At 45.5% G+C, this 24,541-nt stretch carries 22 protein-coding genes and 1 riboswitch; of the genes, 16 read left to right on the top strand and 6 right to left on the bottom strand.

All coding sequences use genetic code 11. The annotated features are described in order from the left end of the window. The first annotated feature begins 261 nt into the window (after nt 1–261). From ACQCVH_RS11595 to ACQCVH_RS11565, 7 genes are all read left to right on the top strand, one after another. On the top strand, nt 262–672 hold the full coding sequence (locus tag ACQCVH_RS11595) for a hypothetical protein (RefSeq protein WP_426835811.1): 411 nt from the start codon (nt 262–264) through the stop codon (nt 670–672). A 161-nt stretch (nt 673–833) separates the two neighbouring features. Next, nucleotides 834–1,025: a hypothetical protein gene (locus ACQCVH_RS11590; protein WP_426835810.1), complete on the top strand. Its 192-nt coding sequence runs from the start codon at nt 834–836 to the stop codon at nt 1,023–1,025. Between the two features lie 22 nt (nt 1,026–1,047). Then, nucleotides 1,048–1,503 (top strand): DUF4274 domain-containing protein, encoded by a 456-nt coding sequence (locus tag ACQCVH_RS11585; RefSeq protein ID WP_426835809.1) that lies wholly within the window; start codon nt 1,048–1,050, stop codon nt 1,501–1,503. A gap of 155 nt (nt 1,504–1,658) precedes the next feature. After that, the gene (locus ACQCVH_RS11580) at nt 1,659–2,135 is read left to right on the top strand and encodes a hypothetical protein (protein WP_426835840.1); all 477 of its coding nucleotides are present in this window, start codon (nt 1,659–1,661) and stop codon (nt 2,133–2,135) included. 37 nt (nt 2,136–2,172) lie between these two features. Next, nucleotides 2,173–2,550, top strand: a complete 378-nt coding sequence (locus ACQCVH_RS11575) for a hypothetical protein (RefSeq protein ID WP_426835808.1) — start codon at nt 2,173–2,175, stop codon at nt 2,548–2,550. Between the two features lie 4 nt (nt 2,551–2,554). Continuing rightward, nucleotides 2,555–2,767: a bacteriocin immunity protein gene (locus tag ACQCVH_RS11570; RefSeq protein WP_426835807.1), complete on the top strand. Its 213-nt coding sequence runs from the start codon at nt 2,555–2,557 to the stop codon at nt 2,765–2,767. A 171-nt stretch (nt 2,768–2,938) separates the two neighbouring features. Then, nucleotides 2,939–3,244 (top strand): hypothetical protein, encoded by a 306-nt coding sequence (locus tag ACQCVH_RS11565; RefSeq protein ID WP_426835806.1) that lies wholly within the window; start codon nt 2,939–2,941, stop codon nt 3,242–3,244. A gap of 130 nt (nt 3,245–3,374) precedes the next feature. On the opposite strand, the gene ACQCVH_RS11560 is transcribed toward ACQCVH_RS11565, so the two are convergent. From ACQCVH_RS11560 to ACQCVH_RS11540, 5 genes are all read right to left on the bottom strand, one after another. Next, nucleotides 3,375–4,916, bottom strand: a complete 1,542-nt coding sequence (locus ACQCVH_RS11560; RefSeq protein ID WP_426835805.1) for an AbgT family transporter — start codon at nt 4,914–4,916, stop codon at nt 3,375–3,377. Beyond that, entirely contained in the window at nt 4,913–6,349 is a 1,437-nt protein-coding gene (locus ACQCVH_RS11555; RefSeq protein WP_426835804.1) for a M20 family metallopeptidase, read from the bottom strand. The genes ACQCVH_RS11560 and ACQCVH_RS11555 overlap by 4 nt, the downstream gene beginning before the upstream one ends. Before the next feature lie 36 nt (nt 6,350–6,385). After that, nucleotides 6,386–7,633 carry a M20 family metallo-hydrolase gene (locus ACQCVH_RS11550; protein WP_426835803.1) on the bottom strand — a complete coding sequence of 416 codons (1,248 nt, stop codon included), beginning with the start codon at nt 7,631–7,633 and terminating at the stop codon, nt 6,386–6,388. After that, nucleotides 7,626–8,924, bottom strand: a complete 1,299-nt coding sequence (locus ACQCVH_RS11545; RefSeq protein ID WP_426835802.1) for an amidohydrolase — start codon at nt 8,922–8,924, stop codon at nt 7,626–7,628. The genes ACQCVH_RS11550 and ACQCVH_RS11545 overlap by 8 nt, the downstream gene beginning before the upstream one ends. 266 nt (nt 8,925–9,190) lie before the next feature. Further along, nucleotides 9,191–10,507 (bottom strand): hypothetical protein, encoded by a 1,317-nt coding sequence (locus ACQCVH_RS11540; RefSeq protein WP_426835801.1) that lies wholly within the window; start codon nt 10,505–10,507, stop codon nt 9,191–9,193. A 324-nt stretch (nt 10,508–10,831) separates the two neighbouring features. On the opposite strand from ACQCVH_RS11540, the gene ACQCVH_RS11535 reads away from it, so the two are divergent. The 8 genes from ACQCVH_RS11535 to ACQCVH_RS11500 all read left to right on the top strand — a co-directional run bounded on the left by ACQCVH_RS11535 (nt 10,832) and on the right by ACQCVH_RS11500 (nt 21,366). Further along, a complete protein-coding gene (locus ACQCVH_RS11535) occupies nt 10,832–11,836 on the top strand; it encodes a LacI family DNA-binding transcriptional regulator (RefSeq protein ID WP_426835800.1) in 1,005 nt (334 codons plus the stop codon). 192 nt (nt 11,837–12,028) lie between these two features. Beyond that, on the top strand, nt 12,029–13,345 hold the full coding sequence (locus ACQCVH_RS11530; RefSeq protein ID WP_426835799.1) for an ABC transporter substrate-binding protein: 1,317 nt from the start codon (nt 12,029–12,031) through the stop codon (nt 13,343–13,345). Between the two features lie 85 nt (nt 13,346–13,430). Then, complete coding sequence (locus ACQCVH_RS11525) at nt 13,431–14,312, top strand: carbohydrate ABC transporter permease (protein ID WP_426835798.1); 882 nt, start codon at nt 13,431–13,433, stop codon at nt 14,310–14,312. After that, on the top strand, nt 14,312–15,148 hold the full coding sequence (locus tag ACQCVH_RS11520; RefSeq protein ID WP_426835797.1) for a carbohydrate ABC transporter permease: 837 nt from the start codon (nt 14,312–14,314) through the stop codon (nt 15,146–15,148). Before ACQCVH_RS11525 ends, ACQCVH_RS11520 begins: the two co-directional genes overlap by 1 nt. 267 nt (nt 15,149–15,415) lie before the next feature. Continuing rightward, nucleotides 15,416–17,086, top strand: coding sequence for a glycoside hydrolase family 13 protein (locus tag ACQCVH_RS11515; protein WP_426835796.1), 1,671 nt, complete (start codon nt 15,416–15,418; stop codon nt 17,084–17,086). A gap of 195 nt (nt 17,087–17,281) precedes the next feature. Then, nucleotides 17,282–18,238 (top strand): carbohydrate kinase family protein, encoded by a 957-nt coding sequence (locus ACQCVH_RS11510; RefSeq protein WP_426835795.1) that lies wholly within the window; start codon nt 17,282–17,284, stop codon nt 18,236–18,238. 11 nt (nt 18,239–18,249) lie between these two features. Beyond that, complete coding sequence (gtfA, locus tag ACQCVH_RS11505; protein ID WP_426835794.1) at nt 18,250–19,719, top strand: sucrose phosphorylase; 1,470 nt, start codon at nt 18,250–18,252, stop codon at nt 19,717–19,719. Between the two features lie 333 nt (nt 19,720–20,052). Next, nucleotides 20,053–21,366, top strand: a complete 1,314-nt coding sequence (locus ACQCVH_RS11500) for an S-layer homology domain-containing protein (protein WP_426835793.1) — start codon at nt 20,053–20,055, stop codon at nt 21,364–21,366. Nucleotides 21,367–21,504: 138 nt separating this feature from the next. Here the strand turns inward: ACQCVH_RS11500 and ACQCVH_RS11495 are convergent, their stop codons facing one another. After that, a complete protein-coding gene (locus ACQCVH_RS11495) occupies nt 21,505–22,446 on the bottom strand; it encodes a hypothetical protein (RefSeq protein WP_426835792.1) in 942 nt (313 codons plus the stop codon). Between the two features lie 295 nt (nt 22,447–22,741). On the opposite strand from ACQCVH_RS11495, the gene ACQCVH_RS11490 reads away from it, so the two are divergent. Then, nucleotides 22,742–24,118 (top strand): M28 family peptidase, encoded by a 1,377-nt coding sequence (locus tag ACQCVH_RS11490; protein WP_426835791.1) that lies wholly within the window; start codon nt 22,742–22,744, stop codon nt 24,116–24,118. A 311-nt stretch (nt 24,119–24,429) separates the two neighbouring features. After that, nucleotides 24,430–24,519, top strand: a riboswitch (cyclic di-GMP riboswitch). Nucleotides 24,520–24,541: the final 22 nt, after the last annotated feature.

The following is a 24,541-nucleotide window of genomic DNA, read 5'->3' as shown; positions in this document are numbered from 1 at the left end:
CCCACAAGGCCCATATCATCCCTATGAATGGAGAAAGCTATCGTCTCAAAGAGACATACTCGAAATAACAAGAGGGTGGTCAACTTTTACATGAGCGACATGGTCAACTTTTGGGTTGACGATTACATTTCCATACGGGGATGGTTGATGGTGTAGAAATTGATGTTATTAAAATTGGTGATACGGTAGTTAGCGGCTACACAACAGGACAAATTAATGCTCCATTACCAGTTGGTTTTAGTAAATAGAGGAGGAAAGTGAATGTACGAAAAAGTAGATGCAATATTATCTGAAAATAGCGCAGATAATTATTTTTATGACGATGAATTTATGTATGTGCAAGAATTGATGAGTGAGTTTACTAATATTGATTGGGAGAATTTAATTCGAGGATTAAAAGATACAGATGATAAATATAAAATTAGATTAGCCTACTGTATAGATGAAGATAACGGAGTATATGGATTTAATTTATTATTAGATTTACTTAATGAGAGTGATGAAGTGGCTGAATATGCAATAGATTCTTTACGTTCTTTTGATGGTGAAGAGTATAAAAAAATAATTGCTTTTAATAAGCAAATAAAGGACAAAGTAGAGAAATTACTACAAAATGCTAGTTTACCTATTGAAAGGATTTTAAAAGCATTTTTACAACAAAACAAATTATAAATGTTCGTAAATATTACAGCCAGTGGCGGCAGACTGGAAAAGTGGACTGGAAGAAGGCGGCAAGCTGGCTGCCATCATTGCTGCCCTCACCATCCCGTTAATCGACGCCGGGATGTTAAAAAGCGAAGATCTTTGGCGATGATGTTAAGAGGTATGTGAATGTGCCTGGGCTTGAGGGGCCGGTAGCTGTGGACCCATGGGATATGTTCGTGAGATTAATGACAAACGATACAGAGACAATACCTGTAATGTTCTTTCAAAGCTATGAAGAACTGCAGGAAATCATGAAGATTGTTTTTGGAATGTACGAGGATTTTAAGTGTGAATTGATTAAAGTCTATTCCCCCGAATAAAGCACAGTGGAGGGTAAACATCATGTATAAACAAAATATTAATGTTCTGGAACAGCTGCTTTATTATACAGATAAAATTAATATAATAATTCACTTAAGTAAGATGGATAACCCCCTCATGCTCCATTTTTTTGCAGCAAATTACAATTGGAGTAAGGGTTTTGATATTCCGATGGCTATTTTAGAAAATAAAACTTGTGATTTTGGGACTGGATTACTAATGTTTCATTATGCAGATGGCTTCCGTATACTGGAAAATCCAAATGGAGGAATCGATCATTCTCTAGAGCACTGGGGATATTTTCTGAATAAGGTTTATCACAAGCTTGTTAACAAGGAATATAAATCGCAGAAAATTTCCTTTGATCCGGGATTAACAAAAGTACAAAGATATAAATTGCAAAAAATTAACCCTGACCTCCCTGGATTACTGATAAGCCAATCCCCAGGCGTAGTGGTAGATATTCCTGCTATCTAATATAACTTCTTTGCGTACTTCTTCTCAGGGAAACACTTTCCTTCATATTAATTTTATCTCTTTAAGTAACCCACAATAAAAAGCGGAGCAGCAAGGCATTCCGTTCCACAGGCGTAGGTTTATTCGAAAGATTGCAGGAGGAATAGAAATTGAATATGGAAATGAAACCAGAAATCAAAATGGCATTAAAAAATATCTCATTTGAAGATCGGTATAGAAGTCTATCCGCTCGTTATGAGACAAATCCAGATGGTATTGAAGATAGGCTGGAAAGCTATGACAAAGATAAAGTTGAAGAAATATTGAATAGTATAGGGTATCCTGCCAAATTTGATAAAAGAGAAAAGTTTTTTAAGCTAGGGGTGGAAGACAATTCACCCGATTATAAAATATGGTTCAATATTAGTGTAGAGCTTGGAATGACAGAATTTATATGGGTTGTTTATTACAAAAATGAGTTGCAATTGGGAAGCCCCTGGAGTATTTATTCCAGACTTTTAAATCCTTCAGGACAGAGAATAAAGAAGCCGGTATATCGAAGCTATGAGGAATTAGAGGAAATTCTAAAAGAAGCAATTTTGATGTATGAGGATTTTAAACGAGAATTAATTAAAATCTATTCTCCTGATTAACTATTGGCAATTTCAATAAATGGAGGGATCTTCGAAAATGAGTGCTTCAATTTACTACACAGCAAAACGCAAGCAAAAACTTACCCAAGCTGAACAAGATTCGATTGATCAATTACTGGAAAGGTACTCAGTCGATGATGAAATAGAAGAATACTTAAGGACCGAAGAAGGTCACAATTGGACAAGTTTTTATATATATGATCCCGAAAGCCCTTCAGAGCCTGATGTGATTTTTGAGGGTTCAACTGAATTGCCCGATAATAGTGAAGATGCAATGTTTGACGGGGTGGATCATTGGGCTTCACTGCTTGCGGATATTCGAAATGTTTTAGAAGGTGCTGAATGGCATGTGCATGTTGATGACCACATTCTCATTTGGGATGAGAAAAATTTAGAATATGATCTAACAAAATAAAGAAATGCAAATTAATAGAGAAGAACTAGTTAAGGCAGTAGAGAAAATAATGAATGCAGATGGTACGGAAAAGGAACTTGATAGTTTGTTAGACATGCTAGAAAAAAACGTACCCCATCCTAATGTAAATGATTTAATATTTTGGAACGAAGAAGATCTAAGTGCAGAAGAGATAGTAGATGAAGCGCTAAATTACAAGCCTTTTTTTCTTCCTTAAGAACTTGGACAGTATAGCTTGGTATTAACACCTTTCAGCCTCTGCGTTGCTATGTTTATCACTGACGAACCTGCATAATATGAAGAATAAAGGGTCTAGTAAAAGTAAACTGAGGTGTTGAGATGTTTTTCTATTTGCGGCAAACAACCGAAGTTTAAAAGGGAAATGTATATGGATATTAAAAAGAAAATGAAAGCTTTAATAGATAAAAGGAACAAATTAAATTTAAATGATGACTATGGGATACAAAATTGCTGGAATGAAATGATTGAAATTCTTGTGAAAGATGAAAAGAAAACTTTGTATTATTTAGAGCATTGCAGCAAGGGGGAATTATATTGGATAAGTGAGGTTTTTGAAGACATAGCAGGAGCCTTGCAAAGTAAAGAGCTAATTATTTGTTTAAGAAAGTTAGATAATAAATATCCCGAATTGGAAATGAAAAAAGATATTGATACAGCAGAAAGTTATATATAATTTACAGGAAAAGGCCCGCAGCGAAGCTGCGGGCTTTTTTCCTGTTCGTCCGGTACCAGGTACCCTCCGTGGACAAAACGGCAAAAGTGTCTTTTGGGTATACCTGGTACCTGATAATAGCTGCTGCCAATTAAAGCATCGGCCCGATCCCCGGCCCAAACGGAATGCCGAAGAAGTAGAATACGAGGATCAGGATGATCCAGGTGATCAGGAAGCAGATGGAGTACGGTAGCATGAGGGCGATGAACGTCCCTATTCCTGCTTTTTTATCGTATTTCTGCATGAATGACAAGGTGATGACCATATATGGCATCAATGGTGTGACGATGTTTGTGGACGAGTCGGCAATCCTGTAGGCAACCTGGGTGAATGCAGGGTTGTAGCCCAGCTGCATGAACATAGGGATGAATACAGGAGCCTCTAGCGCCCACTTGGCTGATCCTGATGTGATCAGGAAGTTCAGCATAGCGGTAAAGATGATATAGCCAATGATAAGGCCGATTCCGGTAAATTCGATATCCTTCAGGAATTCGGCGCCGTTAACAGCTACCCATGTGGCGATATTGGACCAGCTGAAATAGGCGATGAATTGAGCGATGGCAAAAATCAGGACGATATAGCCGGCCATATCTTTCATGGATTCTGCCATGTACTTGGCAACATCACCGCTTGATTGGATGTTTCCAACTGTCATACCGTAGGCAACCCCGATCACAATAAAGAAGATAAGGGTGATAGGAACGATTCCGTCAATGAATGGAGACGGGACAATGGTTCCGCCTTCGCCGCGCAATGGGCTGTCAGGCAGGAAGAGAGTGACAAAGATGATGGCTAAATAAACTCCTCCGGCAATGACGGCATTGCGCAGGCCTTTGCCTGCTTTCGGGTGGTCCTCTGTGACTGCTTCCTCGACGACATCTCCTTTATATTTGCCAAGGCGCGGCTCGATGAACTTAGTGGTCACAAGGCTGCCGACAATGGTAAGAAGGAAGACGGAAACGATGTTGAAATAATAGTTATCAACTGGTGAGACGGTAAAACTGTCATCAATGATCCTTGCAGCTTCCGTGGAAATACCTGCAAGCAATGTGTCTGTTCCGGTAATGACAAGGTTGGCTGTGAAGCCGGCACCGGCTGCAGCATACCCGGCTGCAAGGCCGGCGATCGGGTTGCGCCCGACCTTGTAGAAAACCATGGCGGCGAGCGGCGGAATCAGTACCATTGCTGCATCTGAGGCCAGATTCCCCATGATTCCGACAAACACAACGGTATAAGTGATCAATACAGGCGGTGATTTCAAGATGGTTTTCCTGATGGCATAATCAAGCAAACCGACTTTCTCGGCCAAGCCGATACCGAGCATCATTGCCAGTACGAGGCCGAGCGGTGCGAAGCCTGTAAAGTTATCGAGCATCGAGCTGAGGATATACTGCAGACCTTCACCTGACGCTAAGCTTTTGACGGGCAGCTCTTCCCCTGTGCCGGGGTGGACGACTGTAGCACCGAACGCTTTAAAAATCGCTGAAGCAACAATGACCAGAAGCGTCAGGACCACGAATAACATAAATGGATCCGGCAGCTTGTTTCCTATTTTTTCAATTCCGTTCAGGAATTTCTGAAAAATGCCTTCCTTTTTCTGTGGACTTGTATTTGGCTGATTTTCAAGTTTCATGAGGACCCCTCCGATAACTTGGAAGGCATTACACCTTCCGGAATTGGACATGTATAGGGATTTCCGTCCCTGAATAGAGCAAACTCCTGCTGTACTTTTTCAAGCTCTTCTTTTTCCGTCAGCATCCTGATAGCTGTCAATGCCAACGCCTCCGCTGCCCGCAGCATACCTTTATGGGCATAGCTGCTGATTCCCTGGGCAGTCATCTGCCAGGTATGAAGCGGCGTTCCGAGAGCAGAGGTGGAAGCTGTCAATTGTGCGGTCGGGATGACCCAGCTGACATCTGATACATCGGTTGAGCCAGGAAGGATGCCATCCTCCGGTTCATATGGTGAGATTGTGTCTGCCAGATATTTTCCGGCAAATTCACTGCCGTCCCCTATGTAGCCGAAGCCTTTTAAAATATCTATATAGCTTTCTTTTTCGCCTTCAGAGAGCGTGTCCCAAAGCTTTTTCGCGTAGGCTTTTTCCTGCTCGTCCGGCTTTTCGATCCCTGCCTCAAGCAGGCTTTCATGGAGAATGCGCTCCAGGCTGCGGTTTGGGATATAGTTGGAACAGGCTTTATCAAACTCAATGGTCAGCTCTGTTTCGGTCATTAAAGCGGCACCTTCCGCAATTTTGCACACCCGCTTGTAAATATCATCGACCTGCTTGACCTTCGGCGAGCGGATCAAATATAGAACCTCTGCATCCGCCTGGACCACATTCGGGGAAATGCCGCCGGTATTGGTGACCGCATAATGGATGCGCGCCTCCGGAATCACATGCTCACGGAGGTAGTTGACCCCGACATTCATAAGCTCGACTGCATCCAGTGCACTCCGCCCAAGGTGAGGGGAGTTGGCCGCATGAGAGGAAAGTCCTTTGAAGCGGAAAAATACCTGATAGTTTGCAAGGCTTGATAAGCTCATGATGCTGTTGGCCGGCGACGGGTGCCAGGTAAGGGCGATATCCACTCCGTCAAAAACACCTTCCCTGACCATGAAGGTCTTGCCTGAACCGCCTTCTTCACCAGGACACCCGAAAAATTTAATCGTCCCCGGCATGTTATTTTCCTCTAGATAGTTCTTGGCGGCGCAGGCTGCTGCAAACGCACCGGTGCCAAGCAGATTATGTCCGCAGCCATGGCCGGCATTTTTCCCAGTCGGTTCTGGAGAGGATTTGCCAGGCTCCTGACCAAGACCGGAAAGGGCATCAAATTCTCCGAGGAAGCCGATGACAGGGGAACCGCTGCCATAGGAGGCAACAAAGGCTGTTTCGATATTGCCGGCATTCCGTTCAACCTGGAACCCGGCTTTTTCACATTCCGCTGCGAGAAACTCAGCAGAATCATATTCTTCAAAGCATGTTTCAGGATGATGGTAGATGTATTCGCTTATCTTTTCGAAAGTTTGTCTATTTTCAGATAAATACGTTTTTACGGGGGAAGTCATCAGGTCACTCCTTTAAAATAAGTCAAATATCGGCTGTTATAAGGAAGCCTCTTTTTCCAGGAATCTTGTGATTACCCGGACGCCTTTGGCAATGTCTTCAATGGAGGCAAATTCATCTGGATGATGGGAAATGCCATCCTTGCAGGGGATAAAAATCAATCCGGAAGGCCATTTAGCTGCCATATTCATGACATCATGGCCGGCGCCGCTGTTCATGCTGTGGGCCTTTAAGCCAAGCTCTCCGCATATGCCGGTGAGTTTCTGCTGCATGTCGGGATCAAGCATGATGGAATCATTGTTGATTAGAGTTTCAACGTGGATTTCCACCCCGCTGTCTTCAGCGGCCTTCTGGCAAAAGTCCTTTATTTCTTCAGCAAAAGAACGTTTCAGCATGTCATCGACACTGCGGATATCAATGCCAAGCTCGATTTCTCCGGGGATAACGTTCATGCTGTTCGGTTTCAGATCAACGGTGCTGACTGTCGCAACGAGCGGCTGGATGCTTTCTTCACTAAGCTGTGACGCCCTTTCATGCACAAAGGTGACGAGCGGGGCGATGGACACAAATGCATCTTTGCGGCTATGCATCGGAGTCGTTCCTGTATGGCCAGCCATTCCGTGCACACGCACTTTCAGGCGGACTGGGCAGGCGACGCCGTTTACAATTCCGATTTCTGCGCCATGCTCTTCGACTTGGGTCCCCTGCTCGATGTGAAGCTCTAAAAAGCAGGCAAGCTTTTCAGCAGGCAGTTCTGCTTCTTCAATCCTGGACCAGTCGAGCCCGAATTCCTCGGCAGCCTCTTTTACAGAGACACCATTGCGGTCAGTCATTCTGCCGGCTTCCTCGCTGTTGAGTTTTCCGGAAACTGCTTTGCTGCCGATAGTGGATAGGCCGAATCGCGCCGACTCTTCTGAGACAAAGCAGATGACTGCGATATCTTTGGCTGGCTGGAATCCTGAATCCTTCAGCGTTTTGACGGCGGCCAGGGCGCTGAGCACCCCGGCTGGGCCGTCATAGCCGCCTCCGTTCACGACTGTATCAAGATGGGAGCCGACAGCCACAGGAGGCAGGCTGCTGCCTGTTTTCCATATGGCCCACTGATTGCCGGCCGCATCCTGATGGGTATGTAGCCCGAGCTCCTCCGCCACTTTCCTGAACGCGTCATGGGCAGCTTTTTCCTCGGCGGTGAAGCTGAGGCGGGTGAAGCCCACCGGCTGGTCCATGCTGGAGACTGTATTCAGGATGGCCAGATTTTTTTCAAGCCAGCTGTTCAGTTCAGCCATTGGAGGAGCCGCCTTTGATGATGCTGGCGAAGGTATCGACCGCTGCCGCAAGCACTCCTTCCTCATAATCGAACTGAGGATGGTGGTGAGGGAAATCAAGATTAGTGCCAAACAGCATATAGGTGGCCTTGCCGCCATGCTCCTGGACCTTGTTCATCATAAAGCTTGCATCCTCAGAGCCTGAGACAGGGACTGAAGGGATGACCTCTGTGACTAGCTCGCTTGAAGCGCACCATTCCTGGATTTTCGGGATGAGCTCCTCATCGCAGGTCATTACCTCGGTGACGCCGACAGGCTCGATTGTGCAGGAAACATCATGCATATCGGCTGCCGCCTTAATGATCCGAAGGGCGCTGTCAGCCATATAGTCGCCGATATCATGTGTTTCACCGCGGACTTCAATCTCCATATAGCTGTCCTCAGGAATGATGTTTCGTCCGCTTCCTGCTGTCAGGCGACCAACGTTCACACGGGTGACGCCGTCAAAATGACGAGGGATCGCATATAGATTATTGGCTGCAGTCGTTGCGGCAAGCAGGGCGTTTTTGCCGAGTTCCGGATGCATGCCTGCGTGGGAAGAGACTCCCTTGAATGAAACATTGTATTTTGTTGAGGCCAGGAATCCTGTCGTTGTTGCGGCGATTGTTCCGACTGGATAGGAGTGGATCCCGATATGCCCGGAATAGAAATAATCGACATCATCAAGCCAGCCTTTTGCTACCATTGCTCTTGCACCGCGCCCGCCTTCTTCAGCCGGCTGGAAAAGGAGCGTGAATTTTCCCTTGAGTTCATTTGTATGTTCTGCAATATATTTCGCTGTCCCAAGGCCGATTGTCGCATGGCCGTCATGTCCGCAGGCATGCATCACATTAGGTTCGCCTGAGGCAAACTCATGCTTGCATGGGAGGTGGGATTCATCGGCTGATTCAAGAATCGGCAGGGCGTCGATATCAAAGCGGAACCCGATATGGTCTCCAGGTTTTCCTGTATCCCAAGTCGCCACAAGGCCTGTGTTGCCGCCTGACAATTTATCAAGCCATTCTTTCTCGACTCCCCAAGCAGCTGCTTTTTCTTCGTGTGCATCCAGAGCTTCTTTTTTCGGCACGCCGAGGCGGGCATCTTCCTGCAGGGCGTCCTTCCCGATATGGAGGGTAAAGCCCATCTTCTCAAGTTCCTTCCCGATCCGATAGGTTGTGATATATTCCATAAAGCCCAATTCCGGCAGGCTATGAAGCGTCCTGCGCCATTCCACTAGCTGCGGAGTAAGATTTTTGACAAACTCGCTGGTCATAGTTAGCACTCCCTGTATGTAAGATTTTGGTTGTTTCCTAATTTATGAAAGTTCTAGAGATATTAGCTGGTGCAATCATCGGAGTTTTGGTTTTCGGATAATTGCCGTTATGTTTCCTTAAAGGGAGTATACTACAATATTTAGAAAATTGATACTTTGTAGAAAAATTCACAAACAGGTTATACAAAGATAGTGAGAAATAAGGCTGGGCAAGGCTGGACGCAAAATAAAAAGCAATCCGGCAGAAAGCTCCTGCTGGATTGCTATTAATTACCATTCAGTAACAGTTTATAAACCTTTCTCGGCCTGCCTTTTGACTGGCCCGACTGGACTGACTTGCTTTCAGCGAGGCCGATGGTCTCCATTTCGGCAAGGATCCGCCGCGCATTCCGCTCAGTGCTTTCCAGCCAGCCAGCCACCTCGCGGGAATTCACTTCTGTTTTTTTATAAAAATTGGACAATGTCTGGATTTTAGAAAGAGCGACAGGAGAGATATTCGCTTTTTTCAGTGTGTCTGCCCATTCCTCGTCACTCCATTTTTTAGAATGAAAGGTAACTGAATCCCCGGACGGATGAAACTCTGTCAGCTCCACGTTTTCATCAACAAGAACGATTGCCGGCTTGGCCTTCTGCCTTGCGCTCCTGAGTGCATTCTGCACATTTTCCTCAGCCTGCAGGGCAGTGATCCCATATCCAAGCCCGATCCTTAGGCGGAACTGGGTCTGGGCATAAACCGTCTCAATCAGATCGTAAAGATCCTTTTTATCAAGCTTGATCTCAACCTCGCCGCGCGTTGTATAAATAAAATAAAGGCCGTCGCCGATCTGGACATATGAGCCGTTCACATGCTCAGCCAGCTCGATAAGAAGTTTCTTCATCGCAAGCTCCTTGTGCTTTCTTTCATATGAAAAAAAGAACTCGCCGTCATTGTCCGGCTGGATGAGCTCGATTCCGAGCAGCGCCATCTGAGACCGCTGGTACCAGCTTGAGTGGCCCCGTTCCTTCAGGATCCTCAGTGCAAATTGAATCGAGAGATGAGAAGGGTACACCCGATAGCAGGGAATATTCATTTTTTTAAGGTAATCATATACTGACCGCAAACAGGTAAAAGCCGCTTCAGTCCTGCCTTCACGGTAAAGCTTTATATGAAACTCGGCCAGCTCCTCAACAGGGCGGAAATCCGGATAAGAAAAAGAATGGATCTCCAGGCTCTGCAGAGAGAAATAGCGCTTCGTCGTTTCAAGCTCTTCTTCCTGAATCGTATCCAGGCTGATGCTTTTTATCACCCGTTCCTTATCGAGGTAGCATTCCAGCACCTTCCCAAGCAGGCTCGCACCGTAAAGGGGAGGGTAAAAGCTGTTCTCCTCGCAGATCAGATTCTTTGATAACGCATATGTATAAGGGACCTGCCCGGAAAAAAACCACTGGTCAATCCTTTGCTGATTTTCCTCAATGATCCCATCGATATCCTCCAGGCTCCCATAATAAAAAGGAACCAGCCGCAAATCCGAAAAAGACTCTGCCGAATCCATAATATGCCGGACCGAATCCTCAGGCCCGATAACCCCTAACGCAATCTCCATTCCATTCACCTATTTCCGCATCAGCTGTAATCATCTGCCTATTATATACCACATTTACGGTACCAGGTACCATCAGTGGACAAAAAGAGGTGAAGTGTCTTTTTGTGGTACCAGGTACGCTCCGTGGACAGATGGGGAGGAAGTGTCTTTTTGTGGTACCAGGTACTCTCCGTGGACAAATAGGCGAAAGTGTCTTTTGGTGATACCTGGCACCAGAAGCATTTGGCACCAGAAGCAAGATTCCCTGAACTTATTGACAAACCCTTTATATAAATATAGATTCAAAGTAATGAGAAAGCGTTTTCCTGAAAGGGTGAAAAGGGTATGAATTTAACAATAAAAGATATAGCCAAAATGGCAGGCGTCTCTGTTGCCACCGTTTCGCGTGTGATCAATAAGAGTAAGCCTGTTAATAGTGAAATAAAAGAAAAAGTTGAGAGGGTTATCCGCGAAACCCAGTTCCGTCCCAATGCACTTGCAAGAGGGCTTATCAGCAAATCTACTAATCTAATTGGAGTTATATTCCCGCAGATCAACTATACCTCCGCCGAGCTGATCAATGGGATCGAGGAAGTGGCTAACAGGAATGGCTACAATATTATTCTGAGCAATACCAGGCTGGATCCTGAGATGGAATTAAAATCTCTTGAAATATTCAGGGATAAGCAGGTCGACGGCATTATCCTATCCGCAATCCATACAACCGAGCGCCATGTGAAGCTTATAAAAGAAAACAAGATCCCGGTTGTTGTGGTGGGGCAGAAAATGTCTGAGCATCACATCCCCTGGGTGGATGTGGACAACTATGCACCTGTCACAGAAATGGTGAGGTATTTGGTTCGCTGCGGCCATGAAAAAATCGGGATGATCCATGGGCCGCTGCATGATCAGTCAGCGGGATATTCGCGCTACAAGGGATTTATAGACGAAATGAACCGCCAGGGGCTTCCTGTAAACCGGGATTACCTTATTGAAAGCAATTTTTCCTCAAGGGATGGATATGAGGCCATGGAAATTTTGCTTAGGAAAATGGATCTTCCGACTGCAATTGTATGTGCTTCCGATACAATTGCAATTGGATCTAAAAATTGTGCAGAGGACCGGGGATATCGGGTGCCGGATGACTTTTCGATCGCAGGCTTTGATGATATTGAACTGGCAACCCTTGTGCGCCCTCAGCTGACAACAGTCCGGGTCGACTTTGAGTCCATGGGGTCCATTGCAATGGAGGCTCTTCTGCATAATATTGCACAGCCGGGCGCCGAGACGCTGGAGCATTATGTAGATTACCGGCTGAGCCTGCGGGACAGCGTAAAGAAATTGGTATAACTGATAGAAAAAATCATTATTTCATAGAAAAATATACTTTTAGGAAATCGTTTTCAAAAAGACTTGTCAAACTATTAAATAATTTATATAATCATAAATGTAAGAGCTAGGAAAACCTTTTCACAACTTATGCAGAAAGAGCGGTTTTCGCTCTTGTCTGCTACTATTCTTAAATAGAGAGGAAGTAAAAAAATGTTCAATTTCTCTAAATCAGGAATGTTCAAAAAGACGGCCGCTGCCGGCATGGCAGCCGCATTAACCTTTTCTCTAGCAGCCTGCTCAGGCAATTCGTCTGAAGGAGATGCAGGCTCAAAAGATGGGAAAGTAAACATTATTGTTACAAACGGCAAGGGTGAGATTGATGCCCAGTTCAAGCAGGCCGCAAAGGATTTCATGGCTGATCATAAGGACATCAATGTACAGGTTGAATCAGTGGCCGTCGGAGACGCATTGAACGTTTATGATAAGCTTTCCGCTTCTGGGAAAACGGTTACATTAGCGATGTTTTCTCCTTATGATGCCACTCATAAATATAAAGATGTAGGAATTGATTTGTCTGATGAAAAATGGAATGAAGAAACAAGCGATGCCATTAAAGATGAAGAAGGAAATGTAATCGGTTTCCCGTTCGCCCTGGAAGGTATGGGACTTGTTTACAACCAGACAGTTGTTGAAAAAGCAGCAGGCGAAGGCTTTGATCCATTCTCTATCAATACACGTGACAAGCTGGCAGATCTTTTGGACAAAATCAAGGAATCTGGTGTGAAGCAGCCTGTGGCTTATCAGACTGAAGCATGGTCAGTTGCGAACCACTACAGCTCTCTCTTTCTAAATCAGACAGAAGATCCAACTGAAACTTTGAAAGAAGTGCAAGCCGGAGAATTCGATTATAACAAGAATGAAGCATGGAACGGCTACTATGACACAATGGACATGCTGATTTCCGAGGACTACAACATGTTCGGCGCACGTCCGACAGGCCAATACTATGATGCTGCGCACGTAGCTGTCGGAAAAGGCGATTCTGCGATGCTTTTCAACGGGAACTGGGCTTTTGATTCTTTGAAAGCGCTTGAAGGCACAAACTTTGGATTCATGCCTGTCCCTGTCGACAACAATCCTGATAACCCGCTGAACAACAAAATTGCAGCCGGTCCTACTCAAGCATTTGTCGTGAACAAGAAAGCTTCGAAAGAAGAACAGGACGCTGCGAAAGAATTCTTGAATTGGCTTGTATACGATGAAGCAGGACAAGACTTCATCGTTAATAAATCTCAGATCATCTCAGCATTCAAAAACAATCCGAACAAAGTAACCAACCCGCTTGGCGTTGCCATCAGTGATGCGCTTGCTGCCGGCAAAACAATGCCTTTCAGCACCAACTATATCAATACAGGGGATTGGACTACTATCCTTGGTCCTGAGGTTCAGAAATACATTGCGAATCAAAGCAAGAGAGAAGACCTTGCAAAAGCATTTGAAACCTATTATAAGACTCACCAAGAGTAATCCAGACTCAAGTGAAAACAAAAAAGCAGGCGGAGAGCACCTTATCCTGCCTGCTTTTTTTACCTAACAGACAGGATGTGGAAGCATGAAGAAAAATAAAAAAATAGGTGATATCGGCAACTCGCTTTTATTCCTGGGCCCTGTTTTCCTTTTTTTCTGTATCACCGTACTGGTCCCATTTGGATACGGCCTTTTCCTCACTTTTAATACCATGCAGACCCCGGCTGATCCGGTGGTGTTTGCAGGCCTGGCGAACTATGTAGAAGCTGTTAAAGATGCGGAGTTTTGGAAATCGCTCTGGCTGACACTTAAGTTTGTTGTGGCAACCGTGTTTTTTGTCAACTTGTTCGGTTTTGGTTTGGCGTACCTGGTTACGTCCGGCCTGAAAATCCAGAATTCATTAAGGACTGCTTATTTCACCCCGAACCTGATCGGCGGACTGGTCCTCGGTTATATCTGGCAGTTCATCTTTGTCCAGTCGCTGCCTGCGCTGGGCACCAAGCTCGGCATTGAATGGCTTGAGCTTGGCTGGCTAGGGGATCCGACAATGGCTTTCTGGTCGCTTGTCATCGTAACCATCTGGCAGACAGCCGGCTATATGATGATCATTTTCATCGCCGGATTGATCAGTGTGCCAAGAGAACTGATCGAAGCAGCCAAAATTGATGGAGCCGGCCCGATGAGAAGGCTTCTGAACGTCACATTACCTTTAATGATTCCTTCGTTCGTAGTGACCGGGTTCCTTTCTTTAAAAAATGCATTCATGGTGTATGACCTGAATTTCGCTCTCACAAATGGCGGCCCTTTTGGCAGCACCAAGATGGTATCCATGCATGTCGTCAATAAAGCCTTTATTGAATCGAACTATGGGACAGGACAGGCTGAGGCCATTATCCTGTTTGTAATTGTAGCGGCTGTAACCGGCTTTCAGGTTTATTCCAGCAAGAAAATGGAGGTCGAAGCATAATGGCCAGGCAAAAAATTGTCACTACCACTTTTCTATACCTACTGGCAATCATTGCCTTAGTAAGTTTTATTTTTCCTTTTATTTTGCTCATCGTCAACTCATTCAAAACCAATGGGGAAATCCTGACCAGTCCCTTCGCCCTTCCGGAAAACTGGAATTTCGCTCATTTTGCTGATGTGATCAACATGATGAACTTTGGCGTCACCTTCAGGAACTCGTTCATCGTTACCACCCTGAGCACATTGTTCATTGTCTTTTTCTCGGCCATGGCGGCATACCATCTGGTGAGAAGGCCATCCAAATTCAATAAATTCTTTTTCACCGTGCTGGTTGCATCAATGGTAATCCCGTTCCAGTCGCTCATGATCCCGCTGATTTATATCTATGGGGCGAAGCTGCAGCTGATTGACGCGATTCCCATTCCGCTACTGATTATTTTCTACCTTGGGTTCGGCAGCGCGCTTTCCGTATTCATGTTCCATGGCTTTATCAAATCGATCCCGATAGAAGTTGAGGAAGCAGCAAGAATCGATGGCTGCAATTCCCTGCAAATCTTCTTCCTGATCGTCCTTCCGATGCTGAAGCCTATCGCAGTTACGATTTCCATTTTGAACGTGCTGTGGATCTGGAACGATTACCTGCTGCCATCACTGGTGCTGAACAATGAATCGGTCTATACAATGCCGGTCCAGATGAAAGTATTCAACGGCACATATATGAATAACTGGGAACTGCTGATTCCGGCGATTCTTTTGACCGTCATCCCGATCCTGATCATGTACATGATCGGCCAGCGAGCGATTATTAACGGTGTGATGCAGGGGTCTATAAAATAAGCTGGACTTACGCCAAGGAGTTTCTGGCTTGGAAGTAAATGTAAGACGGAATGATTATCCCGGATTTTGGGGAGAATCCCCGCAAATTTAGGGAGAAAAAATAGAAAACCAGGCAGAGTATCTGAAAAAGTGGGCTGAATCAGTGTGAACCGGCGGCAATACCGGTAAGTATTTTTCAAAAAAAACGCCATTTACACTGATTTCACACCTGAACCAGGCAGAAACCTGCCGGAAAAAATGCATGCACAACGAAAGGATTGCAGCGAGATGAAAAAAGCATGGTGGAAAGAAGCAGTAGCTTATCAAATTTACCCGCGGAGCTTTATGGACAGTAATGGAGATGGCGTCGGGGACTTAAAAGGAATCGTAACGAAGCTTGATTACCTTAAAGACCTGGGGATTGATGTGATCTGGATCTGCCCGATGTATAAGTCGCCTAATGATGATAATGGCTACGATATTTCTGATTACCAGGATATTATGGATGAATTCGGCACAATGGAGGATTTCAATCTTCTGCTTGAAGAAGTCCATAAGCGCGGGATGAAATTGATCCTCGATCTGGTGATCAATCATACGAGCGATGAGCATCCATGGTTTTTAGAATCCAGGTCTTCAAAAGATAACCCGAAAAGGGACTGGTATATCTGGCGTGACGGCAAGGATGGCAAGGAACCGAATAACTGGGAATCCATCTTCAGCGGGCCGGCGTGGAAATATGATGAGGAAACAGAACAATATTTCATGCACATTTTCTCTGCCCGTCAGCCGGATTTGAACTGGGAGAATCCTGATGTAAGAGAAGCCCTCTACGAAATGGTCAACTGGTGGCTTGAAAAAGGAATTGATGGATTCAGGATCGATGCCATTTCACATATCAAAAAAGAGCCCGGTTTCCCGGATATGCCTAATCCAGACAACCTTGATGTGGTCCCATCTTTTCCGAAGATGATGAACTTCCCCGGGATTGATGATTTCCTGACAGAATTCGCTGATAGGACGATCCGCAACTATGATGTCATGACCGTTGGTGAGGCGAATGGAGTGGGCATTCCAGATGCTGACAAATGGGTCGGCGAGGAAAATGGCTATTTTAATATGATTTTTCAATTTGAATTCCTGGACCTGTGGGACAAGGACACAAAAGATACTGTGGACGTCAGGGCCCTCAAGAAAGCTTTGACCAAATGGCAGGAAGGCCTTGAAGGAAGGGGCTGGAATGCACTGTTCATCGAAAACCATGACCAGCCGCGCCGTGTTTCATCCTGGGGCAATGACCAGCAACACTGGAAAGAAAGCGCGAAAATGCTTGGGGCGCTTTACTTCCTGATGAAGGGAACGCCTTTCATTTACCAGGGCCAGGAAATCGGGATGACCAATGTGAAATTCCCTGCCATTGAAGACTATAACGATGTTGGAATGGTGAACTATTACAAAGTGGAAGCCGCAAAAGGCGTGCCGCACGAAGAAATAATGGAAGTCGTCTGGAAACAGGGCCGCGACAATTCACGGACTCCGATGCAGTGGGATTCCTCGCATATGGCCGGCTTTACGGAGGGAAATAAAACGTGGCTGGGCCTTAACCCGAATTACCGTACTATCAATGTTGAAAGCCAGCTAAAGGATGAAGATTCCATTCTTCATTTTTATAAAAAGCTGATCACCCTCCGCAAAGAGAATCCAGTCTTTGTATACGGAGAGTACGAGCTTTTCCTTCCTGACCATCCGAATCTGTTTGTCTACACCAGGACAATGGGAAGCGACAAGGCCCTAGTGATCTGTAATTTCCATGGTAAGCCTGAAAAAATGGAGCTGCCCGAGGCAATCAGCTGCGCTTCAAGTGAACTGGTTTTAAATAACTATGATGTTTCTGAAATAAAGCTGCAGAAGGAATTCGCATTAAAGCCTTACGAAACAAGGGTGTATTTTCTAAAGTAAGAATAGAGCAGCAGATTTCTTTTTGCACTCATTTTTTGTAAGAGTTTTTCTCCTGCAGAAGGTTTAGTCACAGAGGCTGCCTGGCGGTTTAGAGCGGTACAGGCTGCCTGATAGAACGGGCTGTCCGCTTGAAAAAGGAGCAGAAAGAGTTTCCCTTAATACCAGTTGCAGCAAGTACAGCGATGGAGGATTACGATGCTTAAATTAGATGAGAAAATTGAATTCCAGCCGAAAGGCAATGATATTTTAACGATAGGCGAAATCCTGATCGACATGATTTCGGAAGACTACAGCCCGGCAGATGAGCCGGCAGTATATCATAACTATTTTGGCGGATCACCGGCCAATATTGCCATGAATGTGAAAAGGCTGGGAATCCGTTCCCTGGTCGCTTCTGCAGTAGGGAAAGACGGGCTGGGAACCTTTCTTATCAGCCATCTCCGCAAAACAGGGATCGACCCGGGACTTGTTCAGCGCGTGGATTCGTCCACCAGTATGGTTGTGGTCGCAAAAAGCAAAGGAACGCCAGATCCCATCTTTTACCGCGGGGCAGACTATCAGCTTGAATACACGGAAGAGCTTGAAAAGGCGTTGCTGGATTCAAAAATCGTCCACTTTTCCTGCTGGCCGCTTTCCATGGCACCGGCCCGCCATACTATTGAAAAAGTGATTGAAAAGGCAAGGAGCCAAAAGATTCTGGTCTGTCTGGATCCGAATTACCACGAGATGGTGTGGAAAAAAGGCACGGAAGGAATTGAGTACGTTAAATCCATCATTGGAAAAGTGGATATTGTGAAGCCTTCGGAGGACGATGCTGAGCGGCTGTTCGGAAAAGACACCCATGAAAATCAGATCCGCAAATTCCTTGATCTTGGCGCAAAGCTTGTCATCCTGACGATCGGCAAGGATGGAGCAATCGTATCCAATGGCGAAGAAACCTTCCGCATCAAGCCGCTGGCGACTGAGGTAATCGACACGACCGGTGCAGGGGACGCATTCTGGTCAGGATTTTATACGGCACTGGTAAAAGGCTTTTCCTTAAAGGAAGCCCTGGAGCTGGGTTCAGCAGCAAGCGCCTATAAATTAAAATTCACAGGTGCAGTCTGCAGCATGCCGCCGCTTGAACAACTAAAAGAATTGTACGGACTGTAGGAGGGGTAGAAATGGCAGTTAAAAATCAAGTACAGCTTATCACGTATCCAGACTCCCTCGGCGGAGATCTGAAAATGCTCAACAAAGTCCTGACAGAACATTTTGCTGACATTTTCAAAGGCGGCGTGCATATCCTCCCGCCTTTTCCATCTTCAGGCGACCGGGGATTTGCCCCGCTGACGTATCTTGAAATTGAACCTGAATTCGGCGGATGGGAAGATATCCGGAGGATCGGGGAAAAGTTTGATGTCCTTGTCGATCTGATGGTCAACCACATCTCGCAGAAATCCGAGTATTTCCAGGACTTTTTGGCAAAAGGCCGCCAATCCAAGTATGCCGATCTGTTCATCACCCTCGACAAGCTTTGGGAAGACGGAAAGCCTGTACAGGAGGATATTGACAAGATGTTCCTGCGGAGGCCGCTCCCGTATTCAACCTTCACAATAGAGGAAACCGGCGAACAGGAGACGGTATGGACCACTTTTGGCAAAACAGATCCCTCTGAACAGATTGACCTTGATATCAAATCAGAGCAGGTCAGACAGCTATTAACCGACTTCTTCACCAATTTCAAGGAGCAGAACGTGAAAATTGTCCGCCTTGATGCAGTCGGCTATGTGGTGAAAAAGCTTGGCACCAGCTCCTTCTTTGTCGAACCGGAAATTTATGAGTTCCTTGACTGGATTATGGAGCTGGCGGATTCCCTGGGCATTGAGCTTCTGCCGGAGGTTCATTCCCATTATTCCATTCAGTACAAGCTAGCGGAACACGGCTTCTGGATCTATGACTTTATCCTGCCATACCGTGTACTCGAGACCCTGATCAACAAATCAAGCAAGAACCTGGCTGACTACCTGAAGAACCGTCCGCACAAGCAGTTCACCATGCTCGACTGCCATGACGGCATCCCGGTCAAGCCTGACCTTGACGGCCTCATCGATACAAAGGAAGCGAAGGACATTGTGGATGTCTGCCTTGAAAGGGGATCGAACCTGAGCCTGATCCTCTCTGACGAACATAAGGCAGAGGATGGATTTGATGTCCACCAGATCCGCTGCTCCTACTATTCCGTCCTGAACAGCGACGATGATGCCTATCTTGCTGCAAGAGCCATTCAGTTCTTCACGCCGGGCGTCCCGCAGGTCTATTATGTCGGGCTTCTTGCCGGTGAGAATGATGTGGAAAATGTAGCGCGCACCGGCGAAGGCCGCGAAATCAACCGCCATAACTTCAGCCTTGATGAAATAGAAGAATCCCTGGAAAAGCCAGTCGTCCGGAGGCTCCTGAAGCTTATCCGCTTCCGCAATGATTATGAAGCATTCGGCGGAGAGTTCCGGGTCATCGACTCACCAGACAGCGAAATCCGCCTCTCCTGGCAAAACGGCAGCAAACACTGCTCGCTGTTCATTGATCTGCAAACTAACAAGACTACTATCGAGTATATCGATGACAGCGGGGAAAAGGCTGAGTATATCGTTTGAATTTAAGACGGGTACCAGGTACCGTTACCAATACAAAAGGCAGAGCTGCGGCTCTGCCTTTTGTATTGCGGGTGCTGTCTTCTGATAGGGTACCAGGCAGGGCAAAAGGACAAAAAGGGTGGAAGTGTCTTTTTGTGGTACCAGGTAGGGCCCATGGACAAAATGGGCTAAAGTGTCTTTTGATGATACCTGGTACTCCCCATGGACAAACAGGGTGAAAGTGTCTTTTTGTGATACCTGGTACCCAATTACCAGGCAGAATGCCGAAGGATAAAAAATCCTTATTTTTACATTTTTAATGCTATAATTCTATTAAAGAAAGGAGAGATTCAGGTGAAAAGGGTAGTTTCTTTCATATCAGCTTTAATTGTGGCTTTTGCGGCATTCCCGTTCCTTAAGGCGGAGGCTGCGTCTTTTTCTGATACAAAGGGGTTATGGGCCGAAAAGGAAATTTTGACTCTGTCTGAGAGCGGTATCATTGGCGGTTATCCGGATGGTAGCTTTAAACCGAGCAAGCCGGTAACAAGGTATCAGGCAGCTGCCATGCTGATCAAGGCCTTGGATTTGCCTTTTGTCACGAATAAAGAGACAGTATTCAAAGATATTAAAAAAAGCTCTCCAATGTATCAGGTGGCAGCAACGATCAATGAAGCTGGCATCATCCGCGGTTCTAATGGATACTTCCGGCCGGGTGAACCGGTCTCAAGGGCTCAAATGGCTTCTATGCTGACAAGGGCTTTTGAGCTCCAAAGAAATGAGAACTTTTACTTCCTGGATATCCAGAGGGATTATTGGAATTACACAGATGTATCCGCCCTTGCAGCAAGCGGCATTACTGGCGGCAAGGGAGACCGGACTTTTGCCCCTTCAGAAGCGACTTCCCGTGCAAGCTTCTCTGTGTTCCTTTACCGGGCTTTAGTTGATAAGGAAAGGGCCGGTATTGAGCCAATGGCTGGGGACTATGGAAGGTTTGTACTAAATGGAGAATATCTCTACGGGAATAGCATTCCAGGTTTTAGTGCTACATTAAAGGCGGATTTTAAGGATAATGTTTATCCTGAGCCGAAAATAACATATCCATTTAAAGAAATTTACGGTAAGGAAGCAGATGAAGAATTCAGATTCTATTATGGAAATGACGCCAATATGCAAATAGTCAATGGAGGCATCCTTTTTGCACTCGTTACTCCTGAAGGAAAGAAGCATTACCTTTTTAAAGAAGGCAAATTCACTGAAACAGATTTGCCTGCTTACTCAAATACTTATTTCTTCAACAATAAAATTTACTATACAAAGAACAATAAACTGATCGAAAAGTCAGGGGATGTTGAAAAGGCTGTATTGAATCTTTCTGACTATAACATTGATTATTCAGGTTCAAAAGTATTTTATATGAATGGGAACGACCTTCTTTCATTTGATTTGTTTACCCATCAAAAGAAAAAGATTTACTCGGGAGTAACTGGATTCAATGAGTTTGAAGGTAAAATAGCAGTCCTGATCAGACCGTATGGAACGGTTGTTACAGACTTAAACGGCAACGTACTCGATAAATGGATGCTTGGCTCCTTTCATGAAGAACTCCTGGGTGGTCTCCATGTACAGGATGCAGCCGATGGCGGCGCAGGATTTATTAAACGTCCTTAAAGAAGCATACAGGCAGCGGGCCTAAGTCCGCTGCCTTTTAATATTGATCAGTATTATGGTACCAGGTACTCCCCGTGGACAAAAAGGGCAAAAGTGTCTTTTCATGGTACCTGGTACCGAAACAACTGCACTCTAATTTTACTCATCCGGCACAATCCATCCGTTTTCTACTCCAGCGTGGAAGTTTCCGTCTGCGTGGGTTATGAAGAAGCTGATGGTGCCTTCACCTTTGCTGCTTTCGGTATAAATAAGCAGCTGTTCTGTTTCAGGAAGATAAATATAATATGTTCCATCCTCCATTTTGTATCGCTCACCCGGGAGGCTGGCGGCTTCTTCCTGGAATTGCATGGCCGGGGCATCTGAATTCAAAGAATCAAGCTGTTTATTATAATACGATATGAAAAGCTCTTTATCCTCGTACTTTTGTATCCACTCATAGAACCCATCCTCATCTGGCCCTTCAAAGGCAGGGTTTCCGTGCAGGGACTTGGCCTGGGAGGGGGCATCTCCGAAAGTGAGGCCTCTGACGATAAACTGGCCGTCTCTTATGGATAGAAGTGGAGGTCCTGAAATACTATCCTTTTTTATGTACTCCCCATCCAGATACACTTGCGGTGTATGACAGGACTCATTGGCTGCAGTCAATGTAAGTTTGTCGCCAGAGCGGATCATTACACCGCCGCAGTCTTCAGAAAGATTGTTTGTGTATGTAATCTTCTCGCCTTCAATAGTCCCCGAACCTTCCATAACATTGAAATATGATTCATTATTATTAGGATTGATGACGGAACCGCTTAATTGATATTGGATTGTATTGCCGTCCTGTCTATCGATTTTTAGTTTTCCCAGGTTATCATCACTCAGAAAAACCCATTCTCCTTGCCAGTTAAACTCCTCTTTTTTAAATGTTTCCAAGTTTTCTTCAACTTGAACCGTTTCTTCTGTGGCTGTCTTTTCCGCCACGGATTCATCCGGCTGATCAATATCTTTAGTACTCGCCTCTTTATCCATAATTGTGCAGGCTGAAAGGATCAGCGCCAGAGAAAGGAATAGAGAAAAAAGGAAGCGTTTGTTCTTCATAGCTGTCTCTCCGTTTCGAATTTATATTTCTGCTAAAATTTTTGGTACTCGAAGATAGTACCGCCAAGAGGGAAAAATGACCAGTATTCCCAGTATTGTCTTATAAGGAAAAGGATTGATTTTTCATGAGCAGAAGTATGCCTGTGTATTCCTTATTTCCCACCTTTTCGCGCCGTTTCGTGAATAAAAGACTTCATTTTACCCTGTTAACAAGAATTTTGTAGAACGATTAATATTTACATAATTTTCAAACAATTAAATAATAGAATTGGAATTAATAGATTAGAGGAGGAATATGATGAAGCGGAAATCGTTAGGTATGGTTCTGGCAGCGGGGATTGTTTTGACAGCCGGTTCTGTCCAGGCAGCGTCAGCTGTTACACCAACTCTTGCACCCGTTGTGCAGAATCACGGCTATGCAGACAGCAAGCTATTGAAAAAGATTAGTGCAGATAATATGTACAACACCATTGAAATGCTCTCGAAGCAGCCCCGCGAGGCAGGGACTGAGGGAGAGCTGAAAGCAGTAAAATACATAGAAAGCGAGTTTAAAAAGCTTGGCTATCAAACGAAGATCCAGCCTTTCCCTATCTATGACTACCAAACAAACCACGTCTTTGTGAAAATTGGTGACCAGGATTTTGAAGGTACTCCACATGCATTCAGCGGAAGTGCCAGCGGGAAAGTAACCGCTCCGCTGGTTTTTGCAGGAAAGGCTACAGTTGAGGAAGTCGGCGAAGATGTGAAAGGGAAGATCGCTCTGGTCGAACGCGGTGACATTCCTTTTGTTGAAAAAATCGCCAATGTCCTTGCAAAAGGGGCAGTGGGCGTTCTTATGTATAACAGTGCCCCGGAAGGCAGTGAGTTTGGACAAGCAGGCGAAGGGCAAAATATCCCGGCGGTGGCTATCGGCAGGACAGAAGGTCTTAAACTTGCTGAGCAGGTGAAAGCGGGAGAAGTTTCCGTCAGCTTGGACGTGGATGTCGAAAAAATCGAAAAGACCTCCTATAACGTGATTGCCCATATGAAGGCTAAAACGAAAAAGCCGACTGGGCAGATCATTACGGTAGGGGCCCATCATGATTCCGTGCCGGGCGGGCCGGGTGCCAATGATGATGCTTCCGGTGTATCTGCAGTTCTGGAGCTGGCGAGGGTTTTTGCGAAAGAAAAGACTGATACCGACATCCGCTTCCTGACGTTTGGCTCAGAGGAAAGGGGACTTGTCGGATCTTCCTATTATGCAGCTTCCCTGCCAAAATCAGATGTTGAAAATATGGTCGCCCATTTCCAAATGGATATGATCGGAGGCCGTGATGCCGGAAAAGATAAGCCGGCCGGCGGACTGATCATGTACACGATTGATGGGAAAAAGAATCTTGTAACCGACCTCGGCGCAGAGTCGAGCTATGATATCTTCAACCAAGTAATCCCTTATGGCCAGCTGGGGCGAAGCGACCACCAGCCATTCCATGAGCTCGGCATTCCTTCAGCCCTGTTCATCCACTCGCCTGTCGAGCCCTGGTATCACCAGCCAACAGACACCATTGATAAAATCGATAAGAAAAAACTGCTGCAAGTCGCCAAAATCGTAGGCTCCTCCGTCTACGAAATAGCCGATCCCAAAACCCCGGCAATCATCAAATACCCGTTTGAAGACAGGGCAGTCGACTAAACATAGCAATAAAAACAGGCGCCAGGCCATTAGCTGGCGCCTGTTTTAATCTGCCTTATTTTGGCGGTGCCATTCGCGGTACCAGGTACGTCAAATGGACAAATGAAGAAAAGTGTCTTTTGTGGGTGCCAGGTATGGCAAAAGGACAAATCCAGCAGAAGTGTCTTTTTATGTTACCTGGTACCACAATAAAAATATCAGAAAAAACCCACTAGTTGAACTTTAATTTTTCTATAAACAATGCAAATAATTTTCCGATACACAATAAAGTGATAATGAAATGGGTAATTTTAATCACGACTATATGCTCATTCTGATAAAGGCAAACCTGCTGAAAGGCAGGGACGCAAAGCCATGGGTCTAAGGTTCCTTATAGGGGCTATGATCGCCAGGCCGCCGGATTAGCCTGAATGCACAGATGGC

The sequence above is a fragment of the Bacillus infantis genome (assembly GCF_050107595.1).
GTDB classification, from domain to species: Bacteria; Bacillota; Bacilli; order Bacillales; family Cytobacillaceae; genus Bacillus_AB; species Bacillus_AB infantis_C.
The sequence above is the reverse complement of the archived record's forward strand: the minus strand, read 5'-3'. Positions and strand labels throughout refer to the sequence as shown.